Source organism: Streptomyces sp. NBC_00582 (assembly GCF_036345155.1).
Lineage (GTDB): Bacteria > Actinomycetota > Actinomycetes > Streptomycetales > Streptomycetaceae > Streptomyces.
On sequence record NZ_CP107772.1, the window covers coordinates 10,176,896 to 10,200,150 of the forward strand.

Annotated in this window: 22 protein-coding genes; 10 read left to right on the forward strand and 12 right to left on the reverse strand. The window is 70.6% G+C overall.

The features are described 5' to 3' along the window. Window positions 1-22: 22 nt before the first annotated feature. The 4 genes from OG852_RS46200 to OG852_RS46215 form a co-directional block, all read right to left on the reverse strand. Window positions 23-1,087, reverse strand: a complete 1,065-nt coding sequence (locus OG852_RS46200) for a sugar ABC transporter substrate-binding protein (RefSeq protein WP_330351093.1) — start codon at window positions 1,085-1,087, stop codon at window positions 23-25. 390 nt (window positions 1,088-1,477) lie between these two features. Continuing rightward, entirely contained in the window at window positions 1,478-1,693 is a 216-nt protein-coding gene (locus OG852_RS46205) for a hypothetical protein (protein ID WP_330351094.1), read from the reverse strand. Between the two features lie 5 nt (window positions 1,694-1,698). After that, window positions 1,699-1,833, reverse strand: a complete 135-nt coding sequence (locus tag OG852_RS46210; protein WP_330351095.1) for a hypothetical protein — start codon at window positions 1,831-1,833, stop codon at window positions 1,699-1,701. 29 nt (window positions 1,834-1,862) lie between these two features. Further along, complete coding sequence (locus tag OG852_RS46215; RefSeq protein WP_330351096.1) at window positions 1,863-4,079, reverse strand: alpha-L-fucosidase; 2,217 nt, start codon at window positions 4,077-4,079, stop codon at window positions 1,863-1,865. Between the two features lie 326 nt (window positions 4,080-4,405). On the opposite strand from OG852_RS46215, the gene OG852_RS46220 reads away from it, so the two are divergent. Further along, complete coding sequence (locus OG852_RS46220) at window positions 4,406-5,128, forward strand: FadR/GntR family transcriptional regulator (protein WP_330351097.1); 723 nt, start codon at window positions 4,406-4,408, stop codon at window positions 5,126-5,128. Here the strand turns inward: OG852_RS46220 and OG852_RS46225 are convergent. Beyond that, on the reverse strand, window positions 5,112-5,339 hold the full coding sequence (locus OG852_RS46225) for a hypothetical protein (RefSeq protein WP_330351098.1): 228 nt from the start codon (window positions 5,337-5,339) through the stop codon (window positions 5,112-5,114). The two genes, OG852_RS46220 and OG852_RS46225, sit on opposite strands and share 17 nt — an antisense overlap. A gap of 444 nt (window positions 5,340-5,783) precedes the next feature. Between OG852_RS46225 and OG852_RS46230 the strand changes: the two genes are divergently transcribed. Then, window positions 5,784-6,935: an acyl-CoA dehydrogenase family protein gene (locus OG852_RS46230; protein WP_330351099.1), complete on the forward strand. Its 1,152-nt coding sequence runs from the start codon at window positions 5,784-5,786 to the stop codon at window positions 6,933-6,935. Here OG852_RS46230 and OG852_RS46235 read toward each other — a convergent pair. Genes OG852_RS46235 through OG852_RS46250 form a run of 4 tightly spaced genes read right to left on the reverse strand, consistent with a single transcriptional unit; the run spans window position 6,929 to window position 11,960 of the window. Beyond that, window positions 6,929-7,444, reverse strand: coding sequence for a PaaI family thioesterase (locus tag OG852_RS46235; protein WP_133915439.1), 516 nt, complete (start codon window positions 7,442-7,444; stop codon window positions 6,929-6,931). The two genes, OG852_RS46230 and OG852_RS46235, sit on opposite strands and share 7 nt — an antisense overlap. A gap of 12 nt (window positions 7,445-7,456) precedes the next feature. Further along, window positions 7,457-8,431, reverse strand: a complete 975-nt coding sequence (locus tag OG852_RS46240; protein ID WP_133915440.1) for an LLM class flavin-dependent oxidoreductase — start codon at window positions 8,429-8,431, stop codon at window positions 7,457-7,459. After that, window positions 8,428-10,857, reverse strand: coding sequence for a bifunctional acetate--CoA ligase family protein/GNAT family N-acetyltransferase (locus OG852_RS46245; protein WP_133915441.1), 2,430 nt, complete (start codon window positions 10,855-10,857; stop codon window positions 8,428-8,430). The genes OG852_RS46240 and OG852_RS46245 overlap by 4 nt, the downstream gene beginning before the upstream one ends. A 23-nt stretch (window positions 10,858-10,880) precedes the next feature. Then, window positions 10,881-11,960, reverse strand: a complete 1,080-nt coding sequence (locus OG852_RS46250; RefSeq protein ID WP_133915442.1) for an amidohydrolase family protein — start codon at window positions 11,958-11,960, stop codon at window positions 10,881-10,883. Between the two features lie 158 nt (window positions 11,961-12,118). Here OG852_RS46250 and OG852_RS46255 point away from each other — a divergent pair, with 158 nt between their 5' ends. The 7 genes from OG852_RS46255 to OG852_RS46285 are packed head-to-tail and all read left to right on the forward strand — an operon-like array spanning window position 12,119 to window position 19,028. Continuing rightward, on the forward strand, window positions 12,119-13,441 hold the full coding sequence (locus OG852_RS46255) for a phenylacetate--CoA ligase family protein (protein WP_330351100.1): 1,323 nt from the start codon (window positions 12,119-12,121) through the stop codon (window positions 13,439-13,441). Further along, on the forward strand, window positions 13,441-14,160 hold the full coding sequence (locus OG852_RS46260; RefSeq protein ID WP_133915444.1) for a hypothetical protein: 720 nt from the start codon (window positions 13,441-13,443) through the stop codon (window positions 14,158-14,160). Before OG852_RS46255 ends, OG852_RS46260 begins: the two co-directional genes overlap by 1 nt. Before the next feature lie 14 nt (window positions 14,161-14,174). Continuing rightward, window positions 14,175-15,086, forward strand: a complete 912-nt coding sequence (locus OG852_RS46265; RefSeq protein WP_133915445.1) for an SDR family oxidoreductase — start codon at window positions 14,175-14,177, stop codon at window positions 15,084-15,086. A gap of 1 nt (window position 15,087) precedes the next feature. Then, window positions 15,088-15,531: a Zn-ribbon domain-containing OB-fold protein gene (locus OG852_RS46270; RefSeq protein WP_330351101.1), complete on the forward strand. Its 444-nt coding sequence runs from the start codon at window positions 15,088-15,090 to the stop codon at window positions 15,529-15,531. Then, window positions 15,528-16,676, forward strand: coding sequence for a thiolase family protein (locus tag OG852_RS46275; RefSeq protein ID WP_330351102.1), 1,149 nt, complete (start codon window positions 15,528-15,530; stop codon window positions 16,674-16,676). The genes OG852_RS46270 and OG852_RS46275 overlap by 4 nt, the downstream gene beginning before the upstream one ends. 16 nt (window positions 16,677-16,692) lie before the next feature. Next, entirely contained in the window at window positions 16,693-17,916 is a 1,224-nt protein-coding gene (locus OG852_RS46280; RefSeq protein WP_330351103.1) for an acyl-CoA dehydrogenase family protein, read from the forward strand. Next, window positions 17,913-19,028 (forward strand): acyl-CoA dehydrogenase family protein, encoded by a 1,116-nt coding sequence (locus OG852_RS46285; protein ID WP_133915449.1) that lies wholly within the window; start codon window positions 17,913-17,915, stop codon window positions 19,026-19,028. Before OG852_RS46280 ends, OG852_RS46285 begins: the two co-directional genes overlap by 4 nt. Before the next feature lie 221 nt (window positions 19,029-19,249). On the opposite strand, the gene OG852_RS46290 is transcribed toward OG852_RS46285, so the two are convergent. Then, window positions 19,250-20,422, reverse strand: a complete 1,173-nt coding sequence (locus OG852_RS46290; RefSeq protein ID WP_330351104.1) for a 4-hydroxybenzoate 3-monooxygenase — start codon at window positions 20,420-20,422, stop codon at window positions 19,250-19,252. A 206-nt stretch (window positions 20,423-20,628) separates the two neighbouring features. Further along, window positions 20,629-21,414: a helix-turn-helix transcriptional regulator gene (locus tag OG852_RS46295; protein ID WP_330351105.1), complete on the reverse strand. Its 786-nt coding sequence runs from the start codon at window positions 21,412-21,414 to the stop codon at window positions 20,629-20,631. Between the two features lie 132 nt (window positions 21,415-21,546). Between OG852_RS46295 and OG852_RS46300 the strand changes: the two genes are divergently transcribed. Next, on the forward strand, window positions 21,547-21,867 hold the full coding sequence (locus tag OG852_RS46300; protein WP_330351620.1) for a siderophore-interacting protein: 321 nt from the start codon (window positions 21,547-21,549) through the stop codon (window positions 21,865-21,867). Window positions 21,868-22,242: 375 nt separating this feature from the next. Here the strand turns inward: OG852_RS46300 and OG852_RS46305 are convergent, their stop codons facing one another. Next, window positions 22,243-23,199, reverse strand: coding sequence for a helix-turn-helix domain-containing protein (locus OG852_RS46305; protein ID WP_330351106.1), 957 nt, complete (start codon window positions 23,197-23,199; stop codon window positions 22,243-22,245). Between the last annotated feature and the right edge of the window lie 56 nt (window positions 23,200-23,255).

Genomic DNA, 23,255 nt, shown 5'->3' on the forward strand with positions numbered 1-23,255 from the left:
GCTGTTGATTTCCGATGGCGGGTCAGCCGAGGTTGTTGCCCCACAGCGACTTGTCGTCGCTCTTCACGCTGGCCACGCCGCCGTACGTGCCGCCGTCGGCGGTGACCAGTGGCGCGGAGAGCTGGTCCTCCAGAAGGCCGTCGCGGACCTTGACGATGGTGCTGTCGTGGTCGGTCTTGCCGGGCTCGAAGGTCTTCCCGTCGATCGCGGCCTTCAGGTAGTACAGGGCGTACTTGGCGTACAGGTCGGCCGGCTGGGAGACCGTGGCGTCGATCTGCCCGGCGGCGATGTCCTTCAGCTCCTCGGGGATACCGTCGTTGGAGACGATGAAGACGTGCTTCTTGTCCTCGGGGCCCACCAGCAGGCCCTTCTGCTTGAGGACCTGGAGCGTGCCGGACAGGGCGAAGCTGGACTGCATGTAGACGCCCTTGATGTCCGGGTGGGCGGTCAGATCGGTCTGGAGCTTCTGTGCGGCGACGGCGCCGTCCCAGTTGGTGGCCTCACCGAACACCTTGATGTCCGGGTAGTTCTTCTTCATGCACTCGTTGAACGCCTCGGTGCGGTCCCGGCCGTTGATGGAGGAGAGGTCGCCCTGGAGCATGACGACCTTGCCCTTGCCGCCGAGCTTGGTGCCGAGGTACTGGCAGGCCTTCTCGCCGTAGGCGCGGTTGTCGGCGCGGACGACCATGTAGACCTTGCCGGTGTCCGGGCGCGTGTCGACGGTGACGACCGGGATCTTCTTCGCCTCCAGCTGCGCCAGGGTCGGCGCGATGGCGGCGGTGTCCTGCGGGGCCATCGCGATGCCCTTGACGCCCTGGCTGATGAACGTCTGCGCGTTGGCGGTGAGCTTGGCGACGTCGTTCTGCGAGTTGGTGGTCTTCAGGGAGAGGCCGAGCTCCTTGGCGTACTCCGGCGTGTACTTGATGTACGAGTTCCAGAAGTCGGTGTCGGAACGCGGGTAGTCGACGCCGACCAGCGGCTCGTCGCTCGACGTGGAAGCGGTGCCGGAGCCGGAGCCGCAGGCACTGAGCAGCGCCAGGGCGGTCAGGGCTGAGGCGGCGGAGCAGAGGGCGGTTCTGAGTCTCATCGGTACTTCCTCGCGCTGGTCCCGTAGCGGGAGATGTTTCACCGGTGCGACAGCTGGGTGTCGCTCTTGGAGAGATGGGATGTATATAAGGGCGTGAGTCGGGGCGCTGTCTAGTCCTGCGACGAAAGTCCGCGGAAGGTGGGCAGTATGTCCCGGTTTATCACGACCATGGAGCATCGATGGGATGGATCGAGAGTCGAATCCATCCCATCAATGTCTGTTGCTGACGGGTACGGTGGCCGGTTCAGGCGATGCGGTCGGCGAGGACGGCGGGCATGCCCTTGACCTCGACGCAGACCACCGAGACGTCGGCTTCGGGAGCGGTGGCGGGCACGGTGACGTCGATGGAGCCGTCACTGACTGTGTAGGGGAGCGGCTTCGAGGGATCGTTCAGCGAGTGGACGCGGCGTATCGCGTTGCGGATCGCCGGGATGCGCAGCACTCGACGTCACCGAGGCCGAGGCCGCGCTTGACCCGCTCGTTGACGATGAGGCCCGGCTCGCGGCTGATCAGCCAGTCGTGGAGGTCCCGGCCGTCCGCCTTGAGCCACCAGTCGTCCAGCGTGGGAGTGGCCGGATCGCCGCACCGGTCGCCGTCGAACGACATGACGTTCAGCGCGTCTCCTGGGGGTTGCGGCCCGGGAGGGCGAGGAGTGAGGGGGGAGTCTGCGGACTGTCGGCGTGGCGTTCCGTACCGGGCTTGACGACGACCCATGAGCCCTGGAGCAGGGCCCATGGGACGGTCACGGAAAAGAGATCCGGGTACTTGGCGCCGGTCAGACTTCGGTGAAGGTCCACAGCAGGTTGGTGCTGCTGCCGTAGGTCCACTGCTTGGTCACTGAGCCCGAGGCCACGTCGCCGCCGCCGTCCAGGACGAGACCGCTGGTGCGGTTGGCGATGGAGTACCGGCCGTCGCCGCGGTGGGTGATCTGCCACTGCTGGTTGGTGCCGCCGTTCCACGCCGCCTGTCGGACGGGGGAACCGTCGGAGGTGGCGCCCCAGCCGTCGGCGACCATGCCGTTGGTGCGGTTGACCAGTTTGTAGTAGCCGTTGCCGAGTTCGACCGCCTGCCACTGGAGGTTGGGGCTGCCGTCCCAGGTCCACTGCTTGAGGTTGGAGCCGGAGCCGACGTCGCCGCCGCTGTCCAGCGCAAGAGCGTCGGTGACGTTGACGACCTTGAAGTAGGCGGACGGGTCGAACACGACCTTCAGGGAAGTGATCTTGTTCCGGACGGCGGCGTTGTCGGTGGTGTAGGTCCACGCGGTGCCGGTGAAGTTGTCGCCGGAGTAGCCGACGAGCTGGTGGCCCGGGGCCAGTTTCAGGCTGGAGAGGGCGCGCGGGGGCAGGCCGGCGAGGGTGAGCTGGTCGGCGGTGTAGTCGCCGAGGGCGAGCACGGCGCTGTCGCCGCGGTAGCCGGCCTCCTTGAAGGCCACGGCGCCGGCGAGGGGTAGCAGCGGGGGGATACGCTCGGCGAAGCGGAGCTTCAGCACGTACGCGGGCGCGTCGAACGGGGCCGTCGAGGGAAGGGTCACCGTCAGCCCGCCCGCGTCCTGGGTGGGGGTGGGCAGGTCGATGTAGGTGCCGTCCGTCGCGCCGAGCAGTTTCACCGAGGACAGGGACCGCAGGTCGATCCGCTCCGAGTTGAGCGTCTTGATCGTCAGTGAACTGCCGGGCCAGCCCAGGACGGTGGCGTACAGGACGGTGTTCGCCTTGTCGCGGGTGAAGCGGATGTCCTGAGCGGTACCGGCCGTGGGCCGGGTGAAGGAGCCGCCGCCCATCTTCGTCGGGCCCTCGCCGTACGCCGTCCAGGCCCGGGTGCCGTAGACCGACTCGCCGTGCCGCTTCAGGTAGTCGCCGATGCCCAGCAGGAGGTCGCGCTGGCCCTGCGGGATGGTGCCGTCGGCCTCGGGCGCGATGTTGAGCAGCATGTTGCCGTTCTTGCTGACGCGGTCGATCAGCGAGTGCAGCATCTGCGTGAGCGAGTAGTAGCCGATGCCCTCGGTGTAGCACCAGCTGGAGCTGGAGATGCTGTCGTCGGTCAGCCAGTAGGGCGCGGTGAGGTCGGCGGGGCCGCCGCGCTCGTAGTCGTAGACCTCGCCGTGGCTGTCGAAGCCGTCCTTGTAGGTGGCGACGACTTCCCTGCCCCACCTGTCGGCCTGGTTGTAGTAGTACGACAGGAAGTTGAGCCGCTGGGTCTCGTCGACATGGTCCAGCCGCCAGTCCTGCCACAGGATGTCCGGCTCGGCGAGGTCGACGACCTCCTTGAGCTTGCCGTACCAGAGCTGGTTCTCGGCATCCGAACTCAGCTGTCCGTAAAGCTTCTTGAGGCTCTCGTCGGTCTGGGCCGGCGCGTATTCGTAGTAGCCGGTGTAGTTGTACGCGTGGTGCATCGCCACCAGCAGCTTCAGCTTCCTCGCGCGGATGGCGTCGGTGAACAGCTTCAGCAGGTTCAGCCCCGGTCCCTTGTCCACCGAGTTCCACTCGTTGACCTGGCTGTCCCACATCGAGAAGCCGTCGTGGTGCTCGGCGACCGGACCGGCGAACTGCGCGCCCGCGTCCACGAACAGCTGCGCCCACTCGTCCGGATCGAATTTGCCGCCCGCCGACTTCAGCTTCGGGTCGAACTGTGCGAGGTTCCCCGCGAGGTCGTCCGCGCCCTTGATGAAGTTGTGGAACGGCCACACCGTCGGGTCGCCATAGGTCGCGATGTGGTGCTTGTTCGCCTTGCTGCCGCTCTCGTACATGTTCCGCGGGTACCACTCGCTGTCGTACGCGGGGACACTGAAGACACCCCAGTGGAAGTAGATGCCGAACTTGGCGTCCTTGAACCACTCGGGTGCCGCGGTGTGATGGTTCACCGAACTCCAGTTGGGTGTATAGGCGTTGGGTGCCGCCTGCGCGCTGCCGGCGCCGAACCCGCCGCCGGCCACGGCTGCCGCGGCCACGCAGGTGGCACCGGCGAGGAACTGACGTCTGTTGACCGAACTCGACATGAGGACATCCCTGTTGCGTGAGGGGGGACGGGGGGAGACCCGGGCGCCGGATGTTACGGATGAAGGTCGTCCACCTGTCCCACTCATGTCAACAGGCGTGCAGGGATGAATAGCGATATTTGATCAAGGGAAATGGCTGTTTATTTACAACAAGAAGGCGATTTGTCCGGTGCTAGACATGCCATGTTTGCTTCTGTCTCCCCGCAGATCAGGCCGCCCGTGCCGACGGCCGGCCAGTATCATCGACACCACCCCGGGACGATCTTCGGCCCAGGAGTCATCAGGTCGGACACGCCGACGGAGAACGGTCACGGAAGGAGTCCGCCATGTCCCTGACGGACAAGGCCATCGAGCAGATCCGTGAGCTGATCCGCACCGGCGCCCTGCCTCCTGGCTCGAAGCTGCCGCCGGAACCGGACCTCGCGGCCCAGCTGGGCCTGTCCCGCAATCTGGCCCGCGAAGCGGTGAAGGCACTCGCCGTCGCACGGGTTCTGGAGGTCCGGCGGGGCGACGGCACCTATGTGACCAGCCTGCAGCCGAGCCTGCTCCTGGAGGGGCTGGGCGGTGCGGTGGAGCTCCTGCAGGGCGACTCGGGCGCCCTGCAGGACCTGATGGAGGTACGGCGGCTCCTCGAACCGGCCGCCACCGCGCTGGCCGCCACCCGGATCGCCGACGAGCAGCTGGCCGAGGTGAAGATGCACCTGGACGCCATGCGCGAGGCACGCGACGACGTCGAGCAGCTCAACGCCCACGACGCGGCCTTCCATCGCGCCGTCGTCTCGGCCACCGGCAACGAGTCCCTGCTCACCCTCCTGGAAGGCATCTCCGGCCGCACCCTGCGCGCCCGCATCTGGCGCGGTCTGGTCGACACCCAGGTCGCGGGCCGGACACTCACCGAGCACGAGGCGATCTTCACGGCCCTGTCCAACCGCGACGCCGCCCTCAGCAAGGCGGCCGCGCTGCTGCACGTGAGCAACACCGAGCAGTGGCTGAGAGAACACCTGCGCTCGACCGAGTCCCCGGCCGGGTCGGTCAGGAGCGGCGCTTGAACCGCTGGTTCGTGGCGGTGTCGCGGGTCCACGGGATGAGGTTGCCGCCGTTGTCGGTGGAGGCGCCGCTGATGTCGAAGCACCTGCTGCTCCGGCACCCGGCGTCGAAGACCTCGATGTGGTCGATGTGGTCGAGTGCGGTGCGGACCGCGCCGAGTGCACCGACTCGTCGCCGAGCGCGCAGACCTCGATGCGGGGTGTGATCAGGCACAGCCCGGCCGGTTGGTCGCGCGGCAGCGGTAGCGGTTGCTCGCCCTTGCGGGAGAGACCGCCGCGTTGATCATGCTGCGGCGCCGCGAAACTCCAAGATCCCCGACAGGTCAAGCTGAGGTGGCCCCGACGTCCTCGCGGCGCAGCGTCGTGAACGCGCCCGCATCCGCAGCGAGACGTTCGCTGGGCGGACGCCCGCTTGCCGCCGCGGCCTGACCAAGCTCAAGCCGGCCAGGGCGGTCTCGATGGCGTACGGCCGGGACATCCGCGACTCGGCACTGTGGCCGGCCCCGTGCGAGCGCGGGCACCTCTTCCGCCCGCAGCGGATGGCGCGGGATCGCCGACCGGTCTGCCGAAAGGTCCGTAGGATCATCCTGCATGCCATCTATCCGCTAACATAGAATAATGAGGTAGATAAATAGTCGATTGGTGACGAGGAGTGGCCGTGGACTTCGGGCTGACCCACGAGCAGGACCTGTTGCGCGCGACGGCACGGCAGTTCGTCGCCGATGTGTGTCCGGCCGAGAAGGCCAAGAAGTGGGACGAGGAGGGCGCCGTACCGCCCGAGCTGTTCCGCGGCATGGCCGATCTGGGCTGGTTCTCCCTCCCGTTCAGTGAAGAGGAGGGCGGCGACGGCGGCGGGCCGCTCGAGCTCATCCTGATCGCCGAGGAGCTGGGGCGGGCCAGCTTCGACGTGGCCATGTGCTACATCGGCGTACTCATCCCCGGGATCACGGTCTTCCGATGGGGCAGCGAGGCGCAGCGCGCCTTCATCCGCGAGCAGGTCATGACCGGCCGCCACCGGCTCGCCGTCGGCCTCAGCGAACCGGACAGCGGCTCCGACGCGGCCGCGCTGCGCACCACCGCCGAGGACCGGGGGGAGCACTTCCTGGTGCGCGGACAGAAGGCCTGGTGCACGGGCGCCGGGCTGCCCGACACCACCATCGCCACCTACGTGCGCACCGGTCCCCGCGAGCCGAAGCACGGCGGCATCAGCCTGCTGCTCGTCGACCCGGCGGCGCAGGGCGTCGAGGTGCGCCGCACCCCCACGCTCGCCCGGCACATCCTCGGTACCAACGAGGTCTTCTTCAACGACGTCCGCGTGCCCAGGGAGAACCTCGTCGGCCCGCGCGACGACGGCTGGAAGGTGATGCTCTCCAACATCGAGCTGGAGAAGGTGATCATTACCGGCGGTTATCTGGGGGCCGCTCAGTCCACCCTGGACGAGATGCTGGAGTACGCCCGCACCCGCCACGCCTTCGGCCGCCCGATCGGCAACTTCCAGGCCCTGGCCCACGCCATGGCCGACCTGCAGACGGAGATCGACTCGGCCCGGTTGCTCGCCTACCGCGCCGCCTGGCTGCTCGCCCAGGGCAAGCCGTGCACCCGCGAGGGCTCGATGGCGAAGCTGAAGGGTTCGGAGACCTATGTGGCGGCCGCCCGGCTCGGCATGCAGGTCTGCGCGGGGCACGGCTTCTCCACCGAGAGCGTGATGAGCTTCCGCTACCGCGAGTCGATCGTCGCCACGATCTCCGGGGGGACCAGCCAGATCCAGCGCAACGGGATCGCCCGCAGCATGGGCCTGCGGTCCTACTGACCGCCCCCGGCCGCGTCCTGCCCGGCCAGCCACTGCTCGTGCCGGGCGAAATGGCCCCGGTCCCGGGTCACCCAGATCCCGGAGGCCCGGGCCAGCACGGCCCGGGCCGGCAGCAGGACCATCTCGCCGCCGATGTACCAGCGTGAGCCCTCGCGCCGCTCCACCCAGGCCCTGACCTCCAGCGGCCGTTCCACCGGCACGGGCTTGACGAAGCTCACGCTCAGTTCCGCCGTCACGCTCAACACCCGGTGCAGCAGCGGCAGATGACCGAGGCAGTCGTCCAGCACCGCCGCCGTCCAGCCGCCGTGCGCCACATCCGGGCCGCCCTCCTGGTCGCGAGGGCAGGCCAGTTCGAACCACGCCACACCGTCGTCGTCGAGACGCTCGCGCCGCACGCCCAGCCGGCAGGAACCCGAACCGCGGCACGCTCCGCACAGCGCCACCCCGCCGGGGCTGCGGGGCGGCTCCTGGAAGTCCGCGCCCGCCCAGGTCCCCGTCGTGTTCGCCATCCGTTCCTCCTGTCAGACGTCCGCGAGCAGCGGACGCAGCTTCCCGGCGATGAGCTGGACCTGGCGGGCCACCATCTCCTCGGGCATCCCGGCGAGCGAGGCCCACAGGAACACCCCTTCCACCGGCAACCCTGCCACGTACGCGGTGACGGCCTCGGCGGTCTCCTGCGGGGTGCCGTACAGGAACTGTCCGACGCCGCTCGCACTCAGCCCGCTCTCCCGCCACTTCTCGGGGTCGATGGGGCGCGGCACGGGCCGGTCGGTCCCCTCGACCATGTACCGGCGGTAGCTGTCCCACTGGTACGCCAGGTGTCTGCGCACCACGGGCCAGTCGCCCTCGGGGTCCTCGGTGACGAACGTGGTGAACGAGCCCTGCATCCGGGCCGCCGAGGCGTCGTACCCGCTCTCGGCGAGCCCCTCCCGGTACGGCGCCAGCAGGGCGGGGTTCAGGGACAGCAGCCCCGTGCCGAGCCGGCCGGCCCGCCGGGCGCCCTGCGGGCCCTGGTAGCCGAGCCAGATCGGCAGCGGGTCCTGGACCGGACCCGGGGTGACCAGGGACTCGGCCCACAGGCCGCGGATCTCCCGCACCCGTTGGTCGGTCGTGGTGTAGCGCTTGGCCAGGTCGGCGCCGAACAGCCGGTACTCGGGCACCCGGTAGCCCGTGCCGAGGCCGAGGTCCAGGCGGCCGTCGCTGATGATGTCCACGACCGCCGCCTGTTCGGCGAGCTCGGGGGCCGCGTGCAGGGGCGCCGGGACGACCGCGGTGCCCAGGCGCACCCGGCGGGTACGGGCCGCGGCCGCCGCCGCCATGGTGAGCGGCTGGGGGAGATACCCGTCCTCGAAGCCGTGGTGCTCGGAGAACCAGACCGAGTCGAGGCCCAGCCGGTCCGCCTCCTCGCACATCTCCAGGGCGAACCCGTAGACCCGCGACCAGCTCTGCCGCCAGGGCGGCGGGTTGCGCAGGTCGAAGTAGATGCCCACCTTCACGCCGGACCGCCTCCTGTGGTGTCGTCCGCGAGTCGGATCGCCGCGTGCGTGACGGCGACCCCGTGCCCGGGCGGCAGCAGCCGTACGGGACGCAGCTCCAGGGCCTCGATGCGGGGGAGGTCGTCGACCATCGCCGAGACCCGCAGGACGGTCTCCTCCAGTGCCGCGAGGTCCACCCCGGGCCCGCCCGCCCGGCCGTCCAGCAGCGGGGTCGCGCGCAGCGAGCGGATCATCTCCCGGGCGTCGCGGTCGCTGAGCGGGGTGACGCGGTGTGCGACGTCCGCCATGAGGTCGGCGTAGTCCCCGGTGAGCCCGAAGGAGACCACCGGCCCGAAGACCGGGTCCGCGCCGACGGAGAGGAACGCGTCCTGCCCCGGGCCCGGCGGGGAGTCGCGTACGGCGATTCCGTACGCCGCCAGCAACTCGGCGGCGACCGCTGCCGGAACCGGGCCGGGGGCACAGGAGGCGACCAGCGACCGGGCGCGCGCCGCGTCGACTCCCGTGAGGTCGGGGACGACGCCCGCGGGGGTGCGGCGCCAGGCCTGATAGGCCGCCGCGTGACCGAGCGAGGCGGCCGCCGCTTCGGGGAACGTGTAGGTGGGGACGACGAGTTCGTCCCGGTGGAGCAGGTCGGCGACCCCAGCGCCGCCCAGGAAGCTCGTCACCACCGGCTTGTCCGGGGCGGTCGCGGCCGCGTCGAGGATGGCGGCCGCCACCTCGTCGGGCTTGTCCGCGAGCGGCGGCATGAACAGGACGACCGCCGCGTCGACGCCGTCGTCCGCCAGGGCCGCCTCCAGCGCCCGACGGTAGTGCGCGGCGGTGGCCGTGGGGGTCAGGTCGATGGGGTTGGCGACCTCCGCGTGGGGCGCGAGGGACGCGCGGAGCGTGTGCCGGGTGCGCTCGCTCAGCGGGGGCACGCGCAGCCCGTTCGCCGTGCACGCCCCGACCGTCAGGGCCGCGGGGCCGCCCGCGTTGGTGATCACGGCGACCCGGTCGCCGGGCGGGGGAGGCTGGTGGGCGAGCAGCAGGGCGACGTCGAACAGCTCCTGGAGACTGCTGGTGCGGATCACTCCGGACTGGGCGAACAGCGAACTCGCCACCGAGTCCGCGGGGCCCGGGTGGACGGCGACGATCGGCTTGCGCGGGGCGACCCGGCGGGCGACGCGGGCGAACCGGCGCGGATCGCCGAACGTCTCCACGTGCAGCAGGATCACCGAGGTCGCCGGGTCCTCCTCCCACCACTGGAGCAGTTCGTCGGTGGAGACGTCCACGGCGTGGCCCACCGACACGAAGCCGGAGAAACCGAGCCGCAGCCGCCGGGCGTGGTCGAGGACCGCGAGCCCGAGCGGCCCGGACTGGCTGGACATCGCCACCCGGCCGGGCGCCGGCAGGGCGGGCGAGAAGGTCGCGGCCAGCCGCGCGGCGGGCGTCGTGTTGAGTACGCCCATGCAGTTGGGGCCCACCAGGCGCATCCCGGAGGCGCGGGCGAAGCGGGCCAGCTCCAGCTCGGCCGAGCGTCCCTCGGTCCCCGTCTCCCCGAAGCCGGTCGAGACGACGACCACCGCCCTGACCCCGGCCTCGGCACATTCCCGTACGACCTCGGGCACGGCCTCGGCGCGCACGGCCACCAGCGCCAGATCCGCAGGCTCGGGAAGCTCCCGCACCCCGGCGTACGCCCGCACCCCGGCGATCCGCTCCGCCCGCGGGTTGACCGGGAACACACTGCCGCCGAAGCCGCCCCGCAGCAGGTTGGCCACGATCTCGTGGCCGATCGTCAGCGGTTGGCGGTTGGCGCCGATCACGGCGACCGAACGTGGTTCGAGCAGGGGCCGCAGGGAGCGCCGTACGGCCGTGTGTTCGCGGCGCTCGGCGCGTGCGACGGCCTGGGCCTGCGGGTCGACTGCGATCTCGAAGTGGATGATCTGGCCGGGCGGTCCGGCCTCCACCCGGTAGCCGGAGCCGAGGAAGACATTGATCATCCGGGTGTTGTCGGCGAGGACGTCGGCCTCCAGCACCCGGATGCCCCGGGCGCGCGCGGCGGCCGCGATGTGCTCCAGGAGCAGCCGGCCGAACCCCTCGCTCTGGTGGTCGTCCCGGATGGTGAACGTGACCTCGGCGTGCTCCGGTTCGCCGGGGTCACGGACATAGCGGACCAGGCCGGCGATCTCCTCGCCGGCCAGGGCGACGAGCGCCAGCTCGTTGAGGTAGTCCACCTGGGCGCCGCGCCGGATGACGTCGTCGCGGGCGCGGACCACCGGGCCCAGGGAGCGGTAGGCCAGGGTCGCCCGGGAGAGGCTGCCCACGAAGGCGACCAGCCGGTCGGAGTCCTCGGGCCGGATGGGCCTGACGAAGGTCGACCGCCCGGTCCTGACCAGCCCGGGCCGCTCCAGGTCGTCCGGGTACGAGGGGTACGGGGGAGTGGTCACCGGTGTCCCGTCGCCGTCGCCGGTCAGACGGCCGCCTCCTGGGGGGTCTGGTCCGGCAGGCCGAAGAGTTCGTTGAAGGTGCCGCGCGTGACGCGTTCGCGGACGTCGTCCGGCACTCCGTCGAACAGGTCGTGCAGCGTGGCCTGGGTGTGCCCGTAGGTGCCCTCCAGGTGGGGGTAGTCGTCGCCCCACATCACGTTGCGGTAGCCGGTCGACTCGACGATCTCCACCGAGCTCTTGTCGTGCTGGAAGGACGCGTACACCTGCTGCCGGATGATCTCGCTGGGCAGCCGGCTCAGCTTCGGCCGGACGAACATGCCGTGCTGGCGGTAGGCCTCGTCCATGCGGTCGCCGATGGCCGGCACCCAGCCCGCGCCGCCCTCCGCGATGAGGATCTTCAGGTCCGGGTGCCGGTCGAGGGCGCCGCCCGCGACCAGGTGGGACACCACCCGCATGCCCGGGTAGGTCGTCTCCATGTAGTTGACGACCGCGCCGCCGGGCCCGCGGAAGACGACGTTCTGGCCGCCCGTGCCGATGTGGAAGCCGAGCACCATGCCCGCCCGTTCGGCCGCGGTCCACAGCGGTTCCCAGCGGTCGAGGGCGTACTCCTCGCCCTCCCGGGTCGAGCAGGGCAGGAAGACGGCCTTGAAGCCCATCTCGGCCGCCCGCTCCAGCTCGGTGACCGCGTCGCCGACGTCCGCCGTCGAGACGCAGGCGGTGGTGATCACGCGCTTGTTCTTGCTGAGGATCTCGTCGTACGCCCAGTCGTTCCAGGCCCGCACGGTCTCCCGGGCCAGCTCCCGGTCGGTGATCGACACGAGCCAGAACCCCATGGAGGGGAAGGCGAGCTGGGACCAGACGCCCTCCTGGTCGAGGTCCTTGAGCCGGACCTTCAGGTCCCAGGCACCCGGCGGGCGCATGGCGTCCATGAAGTCGCCGAGCTGGCGGTCGATGCGCTCGCCGTCGATGTAGAGCATCTCGTACTTCTCCCCGCGCTCGCTGCGCGGGGCCCGGGCGCCGAGCCGCGCGGGCAGCCGCTCGGTCCACACGTCGGCGGGTTCCATCACATGGGAGTCCCCGGAGTTGACCCAGATCTTCGTCATGACGCTCCTCGGTGCAATGGATGTAATCAGTTAGCGATTTTAGTTGTATGGGGCGTCAAAGGGAAGATGGCTCCGGCTCTGGGGTTGAATCCGTAGAAATAGTTGACTGATTGCGCTGATAGCTGCAAGATCTGGGCACTGAGCCGCGAGGAGGCGCCATGGCCGGTGACAGGGACACCGCTGACAGGTACTTCGAGCCCCAGGTGGAGACCATGCCCCGCGAGGAACTGCGGGCACGGCAGGAGGAAAGGGTCCTGGAGCTCGTCGAGTACGCCTACGCGGGCTCGGCCTTCTACCGCGAGCTGTGGGACGAGCACGGGGTCCGCCCGCGGGACGTGCGGTCCCTGGAGGACTTCCGGGCACGCGTCCCGTTCATCACCAAGGACATGGTGCGCGCCTACCGGGCCCGCACCGGCGACCCGTTCGGCGGACTGCTGTGCGTGCCGGCCGAGGAGCTGACGTCGGTGTCCTCCAGCTCGGGCACCACCGGCGACCCGGAGTTCTTCGCCGAGATCTGGCAGGACGCGCCGCCCCTGGTCACCGCCCAGGTGCGGGACCTGTGGGAACTCGGCCTCCGCCCCGGCGACCGGGTGCTCAGTCCGCCCGGCACCTTCCGCAACCTCATGGACCCCGGCTACCAGGCGCTGGGCGCCGTGGTGATCGAGGTCGACACCTGGATGGGGAAGATGCACGAGGTCGTCGAGGCGCTGCGCACCTACCGGCCGGCCTATCTGCAAATGATGTATCCGCAGATGGTGGAGCTGGAGCACCTGGCGGAGAAGACGGACCTGAGGGAGGCCTTCTCCTCCCTCAAGGGCGCCTCCTGCGCCGGACAGCCGCTGAGCCGGCGCATGCGCGAGCGCATCCGCAACGACTGGGGCATCGACGTCTACGAGTACACCAGCGCCGCCGACACCGGCACCGCCTGGGAGTGCCGTGAGCACGACGGCTTCCACCTGTGGGAGGACACCGTCTTCGCGGAGTGCGTCGAGGTGACCGAGGACGGCTGGCGTGACGTCCCCGAGGGCGACCTCGGCGAACTGGTCGCCACCGACCTGGACAACCGGGCCGCGCCGCTGATCCGCTACCGCAGCGAGGACCTGGTCCGCCTCTCCGGCGACACCTGTGGCTGCGGCCGTACCCACGCCCGGATGTGGGTGGCCGGACGACGCGGCGACGAGACGCTGGTGCGGGGACGTTCCGTGGTGCTGCGGGACGTCTGGCAGGCGGTCGAGGACCAGCCGGAGACCGTCGCCGGAGTCTTCCAGATCGTGCGTGACCGCCGCGAGGTCGACGAACTGCGGCTGCGCGTCGGCTACGACCCCTCGCTCACCGGCGACGTCGACGCCCTGGCCGGCCGGCTGACCGAGGCCGTGCGTGAACGCACCGGGGTCAAACCGGTGCTCGACCTGCGCCCCGAGGAGGACCTGTTGAAGACCATGACCAGCGTCGCCAAGTTCCCCCGGGTGGTGAGGAGCTGATGGCCCGCGCCGACACCCTGGCCCGGGCGAGCCGGCTCGACCGCCCCGAACTCGCCTACGTCGTGCGCTTCTCCGCCGCCGGCGCCATCCGGGAGACCGAGCTGACCCGGGCCGAGCTCGCCCGGGACACCGACTGGGCCACCGCCCGTCTGCGCGAGCACGGTCTCGCCCCGGGACAGCGGGCCCTGCTGACCGCGTCCGGCTTCGAGGGCTTCTGGGGACACGCCGTGATCGGCGCCCTACGGGCCCTGAAGGTGACGTACGGCATCGCCGAGGCGATGGGCTGGGACCACCGCCGTACCTCCGTCTTCCACCGCGAACTGCGCCCGCACGCCGTGATCGGCCTGTCCGCCGAGACCTTGGAGGGCCTCGCCGGGGCCGCCGACATCGGCGAGATGTTCCGGGCGACACCGGTCGTCCTGGCCCGGCCCGCCGCCGTACCGGTGCTGCGGGCGGTGGGCGTGACCGCCTGCCTGCTCTCACCCGTCGGACCGGCCCTCGCCCTGGAGTGCCCCGAGCGCGGCGGCGCGCACGTCAACGGCGCCGAATGGCGGCTGGGCGACCGCGACGGGGAACTGTTCGTGGCTGCGGGGGAGCAGCGCACCTCGCCCCTGCCCGAGACCCCGCTCGGCATCGCGGGCAGGGTCGTCACCGGCCGGTGCGGCTGCGGCAGCGAGGACCCGCGCGTGCTGCTCGCCGAGACCGACCGGCCTTCCTGATCGAGGAGTTGAGGATGTCCGAAGAAGTGGTCGACGGCCGTGTCGTGGTCGTCACCGGAGCCGGCAACGGCATCGGCCGGGCCCATGCCCTGGCCTTCGCCGCGCACGGGGCCAAGGTCGTGGTCAACGACCTCGGCGGCGGGCGCGACGGCGCCGGAGCCTCGGCCGGGCCCGCGCAGGCCGTGGTGGACGAGATCGTCGCGGCGGGCGGCGAGGCCGTCGCCAACACCGACGACATCTCCACCTGGGACGGCGCCGGCCACCTGGTCCGGCACGCCGTGGACACCTACGGCGGCCTGGACGTGCTGGTCAACAACGCCGGCATCCTGCGCGACCGGATGATCGTGTCGATGACCGAGCAGGACTGGGACAGCGTCCTCGCCGTCCATCTCAAGGGCAGCTTCGCCACCCTGCACCACGCGGCCGCGTACTGGCGCGAGCGCGCCAAGGCCGGTCACGCCAACGACGCCCGGGTGATCAACACGACCTCCCCGTCCGGCATCTTCGGCAACCCCGGACAGTCCAACTACGGCTCGGCCAAGGCCGGCATCGCGAGCCTCACGATCATCGCGGCCGCCGAACTCGCCCGCTACGGCGTCACGGTGAACGCCATCGCGCCGACCGCGCTGACCCGGCTGACCGAGGACATCGAGATGATGCGGCAGGCCGCCCAGAACCAGGACCTCACCCCGGAGGCCATCTCACCACTCGTGGTGTGGCTCGGTTCGGCGGCCTCACGCGAGGTCACCGGCCGGGTCTTCGGCGTCGTCGGCAACCGCATCACCGTGCTGGAGGGCTGGGTGGGCGGCCCCGGCGTGAGCGCCGAGACGCGCTGGACACCCGAGGAGCTGTCCTCGGTCGTCCCGAACCTCGTCGCCAAAGCCGCGCCCAACGCCGACGCGCTCGGCAACCGGAACGGGGCCTGAGATGACGACGACGCGACGCCCGGTCGCCGAGGACCTGTTCACCTGGCCGGCCGGCCCCGACGACCCGCCCTGGCTCATCGGCTCCGAATGCGCCGAATGCGGCCTGGTGAGCTTCCCGGCCGCCCCGGACTGCGTGCGGTGCGCGAGCACGGAGTCGAAGCGACGCCTGCTCGCCGACCGCGGCACGCTGTGGACGTACACCACCCAGGACTTCCGCCCGCCGTCCCCGCCGTACGACGGCCCCGAGACCTTCGAGCCCTACGCGGTCGGTTACGTCGAACTCCCCGGCGAGCTGCTGGTCGAGGCTCGCCTCACCGAACCCGACCCCGGCAGGCTGCGCATCGGGCAGCCCATGCGGCTCACGCTCGTGCCCTACACCGTCCAGGACGACGGCACCGAAGTCGTCACGTTCGCGTTCGCCCCGGCCGAGGAGGAGACACCGTGACCGAGGCCGTCATCATCGGAGTCGGGCTCCACCCCTTCGGCCGCTTCCCCGGCAAGCCGGCACTGGACATGGGCGCGGACGCGGTACGGCTCGCACTCGCCGACGCCGGTGTCACCTGGCCGCAGGTCCAGGGCGGTTACATCGGCAGCTACGAGGTCGCCAACCCGGACGCCATCGTGGGCCGCCTCGGTCTGACCGGCGTCCCGCTGCGCGGGGTCTTCAACGGCTGTGCCACGGCCGGTACGGCCCTCGCGCTGGCCGCCCGCGCCGTCGAGACCGGCGAACACGACCTGACCGTCGCGATCGGCCTGGACAAGCACCCGCGCGGCGCCTTCGCGGCCGATCCGTCCGTGGCCGGGATCCCCTCCTGGTACGGGCAGACCGGGCTCTTCCTCACCACGCACTTCTTCGGCATGAAGATCAACCGCTACATGCACGAGCACGGGATCTCCCACGAGACACTGGCCCGCGTGGCCTCGAAGAACTTCCGCAACGCGGCCGCGAACGAGAAGGCCTGGCGCCGAACCCCCCTCACCCCGGAGGAAGTTCTCGCCTCACCGGTCCTCAACTACCCCCTGCGCCAGTTCATGTACTGCGGCCCGAACGAGGGCGCCGCGGCACTCGTGCTGTGCCGCGCCGACCAGGCCCACAAGTACACCGGGAAGCCGGTACGGGTCCGCTCCACCGCCCTGCGCAGCCGCCGGCTCGGCGCCTTCGAGGTGCAGAGCCCGTCGTTCCCGGTCGGTGAGCCGGTCGACAGCCCGACGGTGGACGCCTCCCGGGCGGCCTACGAGCTGGCGGGCATCGGCCCGGAGGACGTCGACGTCGCCCAGCTGCAGGACACCGACGCCGGGTCGGAGATCATCCACATGGCCGAGAACGGGCTGTGCAAGGACGGCGAACAGGAACGGCTCGTCGCCGAGGGCGCGACCGAGATCGGCGGCCGGCTCCCGGTCAACACCGACGGCGGACTGCTCGGCAACGGGGAACCGATCGGCGCGTCCGGACTGCGCCAGATCCACGAGATCGTCCTCCAACTGCGGGGCACCGCCGGGACCCGGCAGATCCCCGGCACCCCCCGCGTCGGCTACACCCACCTGTACGGCGCGCCGGGCGCGTCGGCGGTGACGATCCTGTCGACCTGACAGCGGAGCGAACGTGATGACATCCGACGACCCGCAGGACTTCGCCGCCGAGGCGCGCCGCTTCCTCGACGCGCACGCGGCGCAGGCCCCCGACCGCGCCACCGTCGCCTGGGGCGAGGGCGACGACTCGATGGCCTACTTCAGCAGCCTCCCGCCCGAGGAGGAGGCGGAGCAGGTGCGGCGGGCCCGTGCCTGGCAGCGCGTCCGCCACGAGAACGGCTTCGGCTGGATCACCGGCCCGCCCGAGTACGGCGGCCGGGGCCTGACCCCCGTCCACGAACTGCTCTACGCGTCCGTCGAGTCCGAGTACGACGTCCCGGACACCGGGGTGCTCGGCGTGGTCGGACTGGGCATGATCGGACCGACGATCCTCGCCCACGCCCAACAACGCGTCAAGGAACGCTGGTTGCCCGCGATGTACTGCGGGGACGCCATCGCCTGCCAGCTGTTCAGCGAGCCGGGCGCCGGATCCGACCTGGCGAGCGTGGCGACCCGGGCCGTCCGCGAGGGCGAGGAGTGGGTACTCAACGGGCAGAAGGTGTGGACCTCGGTCGCCCACCACAGCCAGATCGGCCTCGCGCTGACGCGGACCAACCCCGAGGCCCCCAAGCACCGCGGCATCACGGCCTTCCTCGTCCCCATGGACGCCCCGGGCGTCGAGGTGCGGCCGCTCAGACAGATGACCGGCGGCGCGGACTTCAACGAGGTGTTCCTCACCGACGTCCGTATCCCCGACGACCACCGCCTCGGCGAGGTCGACGGCGGCTGGACGGTCGCCCTGACCACGCTGATGAACGAGCGCGACACCGTCGGCAGCGAGGGCGCCGGGCCGGTGGCCGCCGCCCTGTCCCCGGACCACCTCTCGGCGCTCATGCGCGCCACCTGGACCTGGGACGACCGCGCCCTGCGCGCCCGCCTCGCCGAACTCCTCGTCGACGCCATGGCCACCGGCTACCTCAACACCCGCGCCCAGCGCACCCTGCGAGCGGGCACCGCCCCCGGGCCCGAGAGGTCCGTCGCCAAGCTGATGTACGGTCAGAACCTCACCCGCGCCGCCCACTTCGTCTCCGAGTGTCTCGGCCCGCGCATCATCGCCGACACCGGCCGCTGGGGGACGTACTCCTGGGCCGAACTCCTGCTGGCCACCCCGGCGCTGCGCATCCTCGGCGGCACCGAGGAGATCATGAAGAACATCCTCGCGGAACGTGTCCTCGGCCTGCCGAAGGAGGCACGCGCATGATCGCCGACGAGAGCGAGCTGAAGGAACTCCGTTCCTCGGTGCGGGAGTTCATGGAGGCCAAGTCCCCGGAAGAGGCCGTGCGCAAGCTCATGGACAGCGAGCCGCGCTTCGACCCCGAGGTGTGGGCACAGGCGTCGGACCAGCTACGGCTGCCGGGGCTGGCCATCCCCGAGGAGTACGGCGGCGACGGCTTCGGCCTCGTCGAACTCGGCGTGGTCATGGAGGAGATGGGCCGCGCCCTGTTCTGCGCACCCTTCTTCTCCACCGTCCTGCTGGCCGCCCAGGCGCTGCTCGCCTCGGGCGACCAGGACGCCTGCGCACGCCACCTTCCGGGCATCGCCGCCGGCCGCACCACGGCCACCCTCGCCGTCGCCGAGGACGACGGCTCCTGGGACCCCGCCCTCATCAGCGTGCGCGCCCGGCCCGACGGGGACGGCGGATGGCGGCTGACCGGCCGCAAGTGCTTCGTGATCGACGGCACCACGGCGGACCTGGTCCTGGTCGTCGCCCGCACGGTCGCCGGTCCGTCCCTGTTCGCGGTCGACCGGTCGGCGACGGGTCTGTCCGCGGAGCCGCTCACCACCCTGGACGCCACCAGGGCCATGGCCCGGCTGACGTTCGACGACGTGCCCGCGGTCCTCGTCGGCACGGACGGCGCGGGCGGACGCGTCATGGCCCGGGTCCTGGACGTGGCGTCGGTGGGGCTGGCCGCCGAGCAGGCGGGCGGGGCGCGCCGGTGCCTGGAGATGAGCGCGGAGTACGCCCGCACGCGGCACCAGTTCGGCCGGCCGATCGGCTCCTTCCAGGCGGTCAAGCACAAGTGCGCGGACATGCTGGTCCAGGTCGAACTGGCCGAGGCCGCGTCACGGGAGGCCGCGCTGCTGGCCGCCGAGGGCTCCGCCGACTTCCCCGTGGCCTCGGCGGTCGCCCACGCGAGCTGCTCCAAGGCGTACATGGTCACCGCCATGGAGAACATCCAGGTCCACGGCGGCATCGGCTTCACCTGGGAACACCCGGCCCATCTGTACTTCCGGCGGGCGAAGTCCTCCCAGCTGCTCTTCGGCGGACCGGCGATCTATCACGAACGCCTCCTGGACCGGCTCGGCATCTGACGACCGAGCCGTCGAGAGGGCCCCGGGGCTTCGGACGTCCCCGGGGCCCTCTCGTTCGTCGCACGGCCTTCCTGCTCACGACGCGCGTCTGGCTCCCGCCGATCCTGTTTCTGCTCTGCGGCACATGACGTCCACGCTGGTCCGACGGATGCCCGCTGTGCTCACGTAAGCCCGGGCCGGGAGCCCGGGCTCGGGCGAAGACCGCGGCGTCTGAGGGTCTTTTAGTTAGTGCCGGCGGTCAGTTCGCTGAACAGCTTGTTCGCCGATTCGGAGGCAAACTGGCGCTGCAGCTCGGCGCGCGCGATCTGCTTCTTGAACTCGCCCTCGTAGCCGGTGAATCCGGCGTTGTGCATGGTGTCGGTGATCCACGTGGCGAACGCCTGGTAGTTCCAGATGTGTGGCAGGCAGGTCTGCGAGTAGCCGTCGAGGAGGCTGGAGTCGCTTTCCTTGGCGTGGCAGATCACCGCGCGGGCGAAAACCTCGCTGTCGTGCAGGGCGAGGTGGATGCCTTTGGCGCTCATCGGCGGGACGACGTGGGCGGCGTCGCCCAGGAGGTAGAGCCTGCCGTAGCTCATCGGGTCGAAGACGACGCTGCGCAGGGCCACGATGTGCTTGGACAGGACCTCGCCGCGCGCGGGCGGGGTGCCGAAGCGGGCTTCCAGCTCGCTCCAGATGCGCTCGTCGGGCCACTGTTCGGGGGTGTCGTCGACGGCGCACTGGAGGTAGATGCGGCTGGCCTGGGGGCCTCGGGGGATCATTCCGGCCAGACCCAGTTGGTGGATGGCCATGCCGGACGGGTTGGTCGGAGTAGCGGCAAGGACGCTGAGCCACGAGTAGCCGTACTCGTGGGAGTACTCGGTCAGGGCCGAGGCGGGGATGCTGCGGCGGGAGATGCCGTGGAAACCGTCGCAGCCGGCGATGAAGTCGCAGTCGATGGCCCGGGGCGATCCGTCCGCGTCCTGGTAGCGCACGACGGGGTGGCCGTCCTTGATGTTCTCCAGGGCGACGTCGGCTGCCTCATAGCGCAGGTCACCGCCTTCACGAAGGAAGACCTCGGTGAGGTTGCGGACGAGGACCTGCTGCGGGCAGTACAAGCTCTCGTTGTCATCGTCGTCCACGTCGATCGGCATCGCCTGGCCGTCGATGTAGAAGCCGCCCTCGCTGTGCGGAATCGGGTCTCCCGCAAGTACCTCTTCCAGGCCCCACTCGCGGAACATGCGCACGCCGAAGGTGTCGATGGTTCCGGCACGCTGGCGCTTCTCGACGTAGGCGCGGGGGTGCTTCTCCAGCACGATGCAGCCGACGCCGTTGCGCAGCAGGAAGTTGCCGAGCGTCAGACCGGCAACGCCGGCCCCAATGATGACGACGGCCGTGTCGTCGCGTGATGTGGACATGGGTGTGCGAACCTCCGCGCTCAAGGTGGAAACCGGTCCCGCAGCGGCCTGCCCTCGGCGGCCTCGCCGGGACGGCGTGACGTACGGTCCCCACTGTGCGACGGCGCATGACGCGCATACCACCGGTGACGCGTCAGCACATACTGAAAACCCGCCAAGCTGCCGTAGCGGCTGCCCTGGCCATCTGACTTGCACGATGAGCGCGGTCAGTGGTGAAGGTGGCGGAGTTCGGCCTGGTAGCGGCCGGGTGTCTGGCCGACGACCTCGGTGAAGGCGTCGATGAAGCTGGAAGGGTTGGACCAGCCGCAGGCCACGGCAGTGTCTGTCACCGACATACCGTCGGTGAGACGGGCCAGCGCATGATGAATGCGCAGGGTGGTGCGCCAGCGGTGGAAGCTCATTCCCAGCTCGGCGTGGAAGAGGCGGCTCAGGGTGCGCTCGCTGGCCCCCACACTGCGGCCGAGCTCGGCCAGCGTCGTGGGCTGGGCAGGGTCCTCGTGCAGAAGCGCGGTAGCGGCGCGAAGGCGGTCGTCGGCGGCTTCGGGCAGGTGCAGGGACTGCTCGGCGGCATCGACCAGCTCATCCACGATCACGGTGAGCAGCCTGCGGTGCGTACCGGGGCGCCGCTCCGGGATGGCGGAGAGCGCGAGAATCGCCTCACGCAGCAGCGGACTGACGGCGAAGACACTGGGGTGCTCGACCAACTGTGCGCACAGGTCGAGCGGAACGTGCAGGAGGCGCACGTCGGTCTGACCGTAGAAGCGGTGAGAGTGCGCGAAGTTTGGGGGCGTCCACGTGACGCGGCTGGCCGGCGCCACCCACGTACCGCGCTCGGTGACGGTGGCCAGAGCGCCTGCCGCGGCGTAGACGAGCTGACCCTCGGGATGCGAGTGGGGGGCGAGCGTGTAGCCGTGGGGCAGCCACCCGGCCCCCTGCAGCGGCGTGCCGTCCGGGGTGGTCGACACAAGCGAAGGTTGGCGGTCTTCCAGCATCAGCAGTCATTTTACCGGTGGTTTCGCCCCTGATGTGCCCCGGACAGTTGGGCCATGACCCCCCGACTTCAGCACACGCTCGCAGGATGGTGAACTGTGACACCGCGTATCCAGCGCCCAGAACGGCGGCGGATGCTGTCGCTGACCGTTCAAGCCGGCGAACAGACCAGCCCTCACTTCATGACCGTCACGCTGGGCGGAGATGACGTCCGGCATCTGCGGCAGACCGGCTTCGATCAGGCCGGCCGCCTCTTCTTCGCCGACACCGCCGAGGACGGGGACGTGTTCCTGCCCAACAGCGAGCGATGGCTCCTCCAGCTCACACTGCTGGGCGGCGAACGGCGCCCACGGGTACGGACATACACGGTCCGACGGTTCCGTCCGCTGGAGTCGGCCTTCGACGTCGAAATATCCCCGCCGTGCCCGAGTCGCCTGGCAACTCCTCACCGGTGACGAGAGCGCGCTCCCGGCGGTCCTCGGTATCCTGGAAAGCTCCGCCACAGATCTACCGGCCGAGGTGTTCCTCGAAGTCCCGCCCTACTACGGCGTCCAGATGATCAACAAGGACCCGGCCAACGACGCCCAAGTCACACACCCCCTGCCACGGCTTCACCCCGGCAGCCGGTACGCCGACGGTGTACTCGTACCTCGAGAACGCCACGTCGACCGGATCGGCCGCGCAGGGCAGCGCCGGCCGTCAGACCGTACCGGCCCATTGCGGCCTGCTGGGTCAGGAGGCCGCCCGCGCCGGTCGGTGGCCGAGACGTCGGCGGGGCGCGTCGGACGGGGCTCCCGGAGTGCGACGGGCGGGGTGATCCATTGCCCCGGTCACTCCGGCACAGGACGCCGACCGGAACGGCCCGGGCGTGACTCACCGGGAGTCCGGCCGAAACGGCTCCGGAAGATCCGGGTGAAGTGCGCCTGGCTGGCGAAGCCCCAGCGGTGGGCCACCTCGGCGATCGTCAGGTGGCGCAAGCGGGGATCGGCGAGGTCCGCGCAGGCCCTGGCCAGCCGCCGTTCGAGGATGTGGCGGGCGGGGCCCATCCCGGTCGGCAGGAAGACGCGGCTGAGGTGGCGGGCCGATACCCCGATCGCCTCGGCGACCCGGCCGGCGCTCAGCCCGGGATCCGCCAGATGCCGCTCCACGTAGTCCTTGGCCACGGCCAGCTGGGAAAGCGCGGCGGGCGGCACCGAATGACCGTCCACTGCCGGCCCGGCCAGCGTACGGACGAGGTCCAGCACGGTGGCCTCGGTGCTCACCGCGTCATCGCAGCCGTGTCCCGCGGCCCAGCCGCCCAGCACCGCGCCCAGGGCCGAGACGAGAGCGCCCTCGGTCGCGGAGGCACGGCCGAACAGCATGGGCGCCACCACCTCGCCGGAGGCGCACCGCGCGGCGAACAACTCGCGGGGTATGTCCACCAGCAGTTGGCGCATGGGTGAGGGGAATCCGAACAGATACGGGCTTCGCGTGTCGTAGAGGACCAGGTCGCCCGCCTGCAGGGTGAGGCAGCCGCCCTCGTGGAAGAACACCGCCTGACCCGCCGTGAGCAACGAGACGAAGACCGAGTCCTTGGGCAGGCTCCGACAGGTGCGCGGAGTCCGTTCGATGACGTGTTCGTTGCCGGCGATGTCGGCCAGTCGCAGGCCGCCCATCTCGACGTTCCGCTGGGTGGCCAGTAGGCCCTGCTGGGAGTAGGAGGAGCAGGACAGGCCCACCAGAGCCCGTCGGTTGTGCTCCTCCCAGAAGCCGATCCGGTCCGCCGGGTCGACCGAACGTGTCGACACGCTGGAGACGATGGGCGGGCTCAACCGTGTCTCCTTCCGCCGTGCAACGCCGCCGG

What these genes read in the sequence shown, in the direction of transcription:
- OG852_RS46200 (WP_330351093.1), bottom strand. Translation starts at nt 1,087, where the DNA reads ATGAGACTCAGAACCGCCCTCTGCTCCGCCGCCTCAGCCCTGACCGCC.
- OG852_RS46205 (WP_330351094.1), bottom strand. Translation starts at nt 1,693, where the DNA reads ATGTCGTTCGACGGCGACCGGTGCGGCGATCCGGCCACTCCCACGCTG.
- OG852_RS46215 (WP_330351096.1), bottom strand. Translation starts at nt 4,079, where the DNA reads ATGTCGAGTTCGGTCAACAGACGTCAGTTCCTCGCCGGTGCCACCTGC.
- OG852_RS46220 (WP_330351097.1), top strand. Translation starts at nt 4,406, where the DNA reads ATGTCCCTGACGGACAAGGCCATCGAGCAGATCCGTGAGCTGATCCGC.
- OG852_RS46235 (WP_133915439.1), bottom strand. Translation starts at nt 7,444, where the DNA reads ATGGCGAACACGACGGGGACCTGGGCGGGCGCGGACTTCCAGGAGCCG.
- OG852_RS46250 (WP_133915442.1), bottom strand. Translation starts at nt 11,960, where the DNA reads ATGACGAAGATCTGGGTCAACTCCGGGGACTCCCATGTGATGGAACCC.
- OG852_RS46255 (WP_330351100.1), top strand. Translation starts at nt 12,119, where the DNA reads ATGGCCGGTGACAGGGACACCGCTGACAGGTACTTCGAGCCCCAGGTG.
- OG852_RS46260 (WP_133915444.1), top strand. Translation starts at nt 13,441, where the DNA reads ATGGCCCGCGCCGACACCCTGGCCCGGGCGAGCCGGCTCGACCGCCCC.
- OG852_RS46265 (WP_133915445.1), top strand. Translation starts at nt 14,175, where the DNA reads ATGTCCGAAGAAGTGGTCGACGGCCGTGTCGTGGTCGTCACCGGAGCC.
- OG852_RS46270 (WP_330351101.1), top strand. Translation starts at nt 15,088, where the DNA reads ATGACGACGACGCGACGCCCGGTCGCCGAGGACCTGTTCACCTGGCCG.
- OG852_RS46280 (WP_330351103.1), top strand. Translation starts at nt 16,693, where the DNA reads ATGACATCCGACGACCCGCAGGACTTCGCCGCCGAGGCGCGCCGCTTC.
- OG852_RS46285 (WP_133915449.1), top strand. Translation starts at nt 17,913, where the DNA reads ATGATCGCCGACGAGAGCGAGCTGAAGGAACTCCGTTCCTCGGTGCGG.
- OG852_RS46290 (WP_330351104.1), bottom strand. Translation starts at nt 20,422, where the DNA reads ATGTCCACATCACGCGACGACACGGCCGTCGTCATCATTGGGGCCGGC.
- OG852_RS46295 (WP_330351105.1), bottom strand. Translation starts at nt 21,414, where the DNA reads ATGCTGGAAGACCGCCAACCTTCGCTTGTGTCGACCACCCCGGACGGC.
- OG852_RS46300 (WP_330351620.1), top strand. Translation starts at nt 21,547, where the DNA reads ATGCTGTCGCTGACCGTTCAAGCCGGCGAACAGACCAGCCCTCACTTC.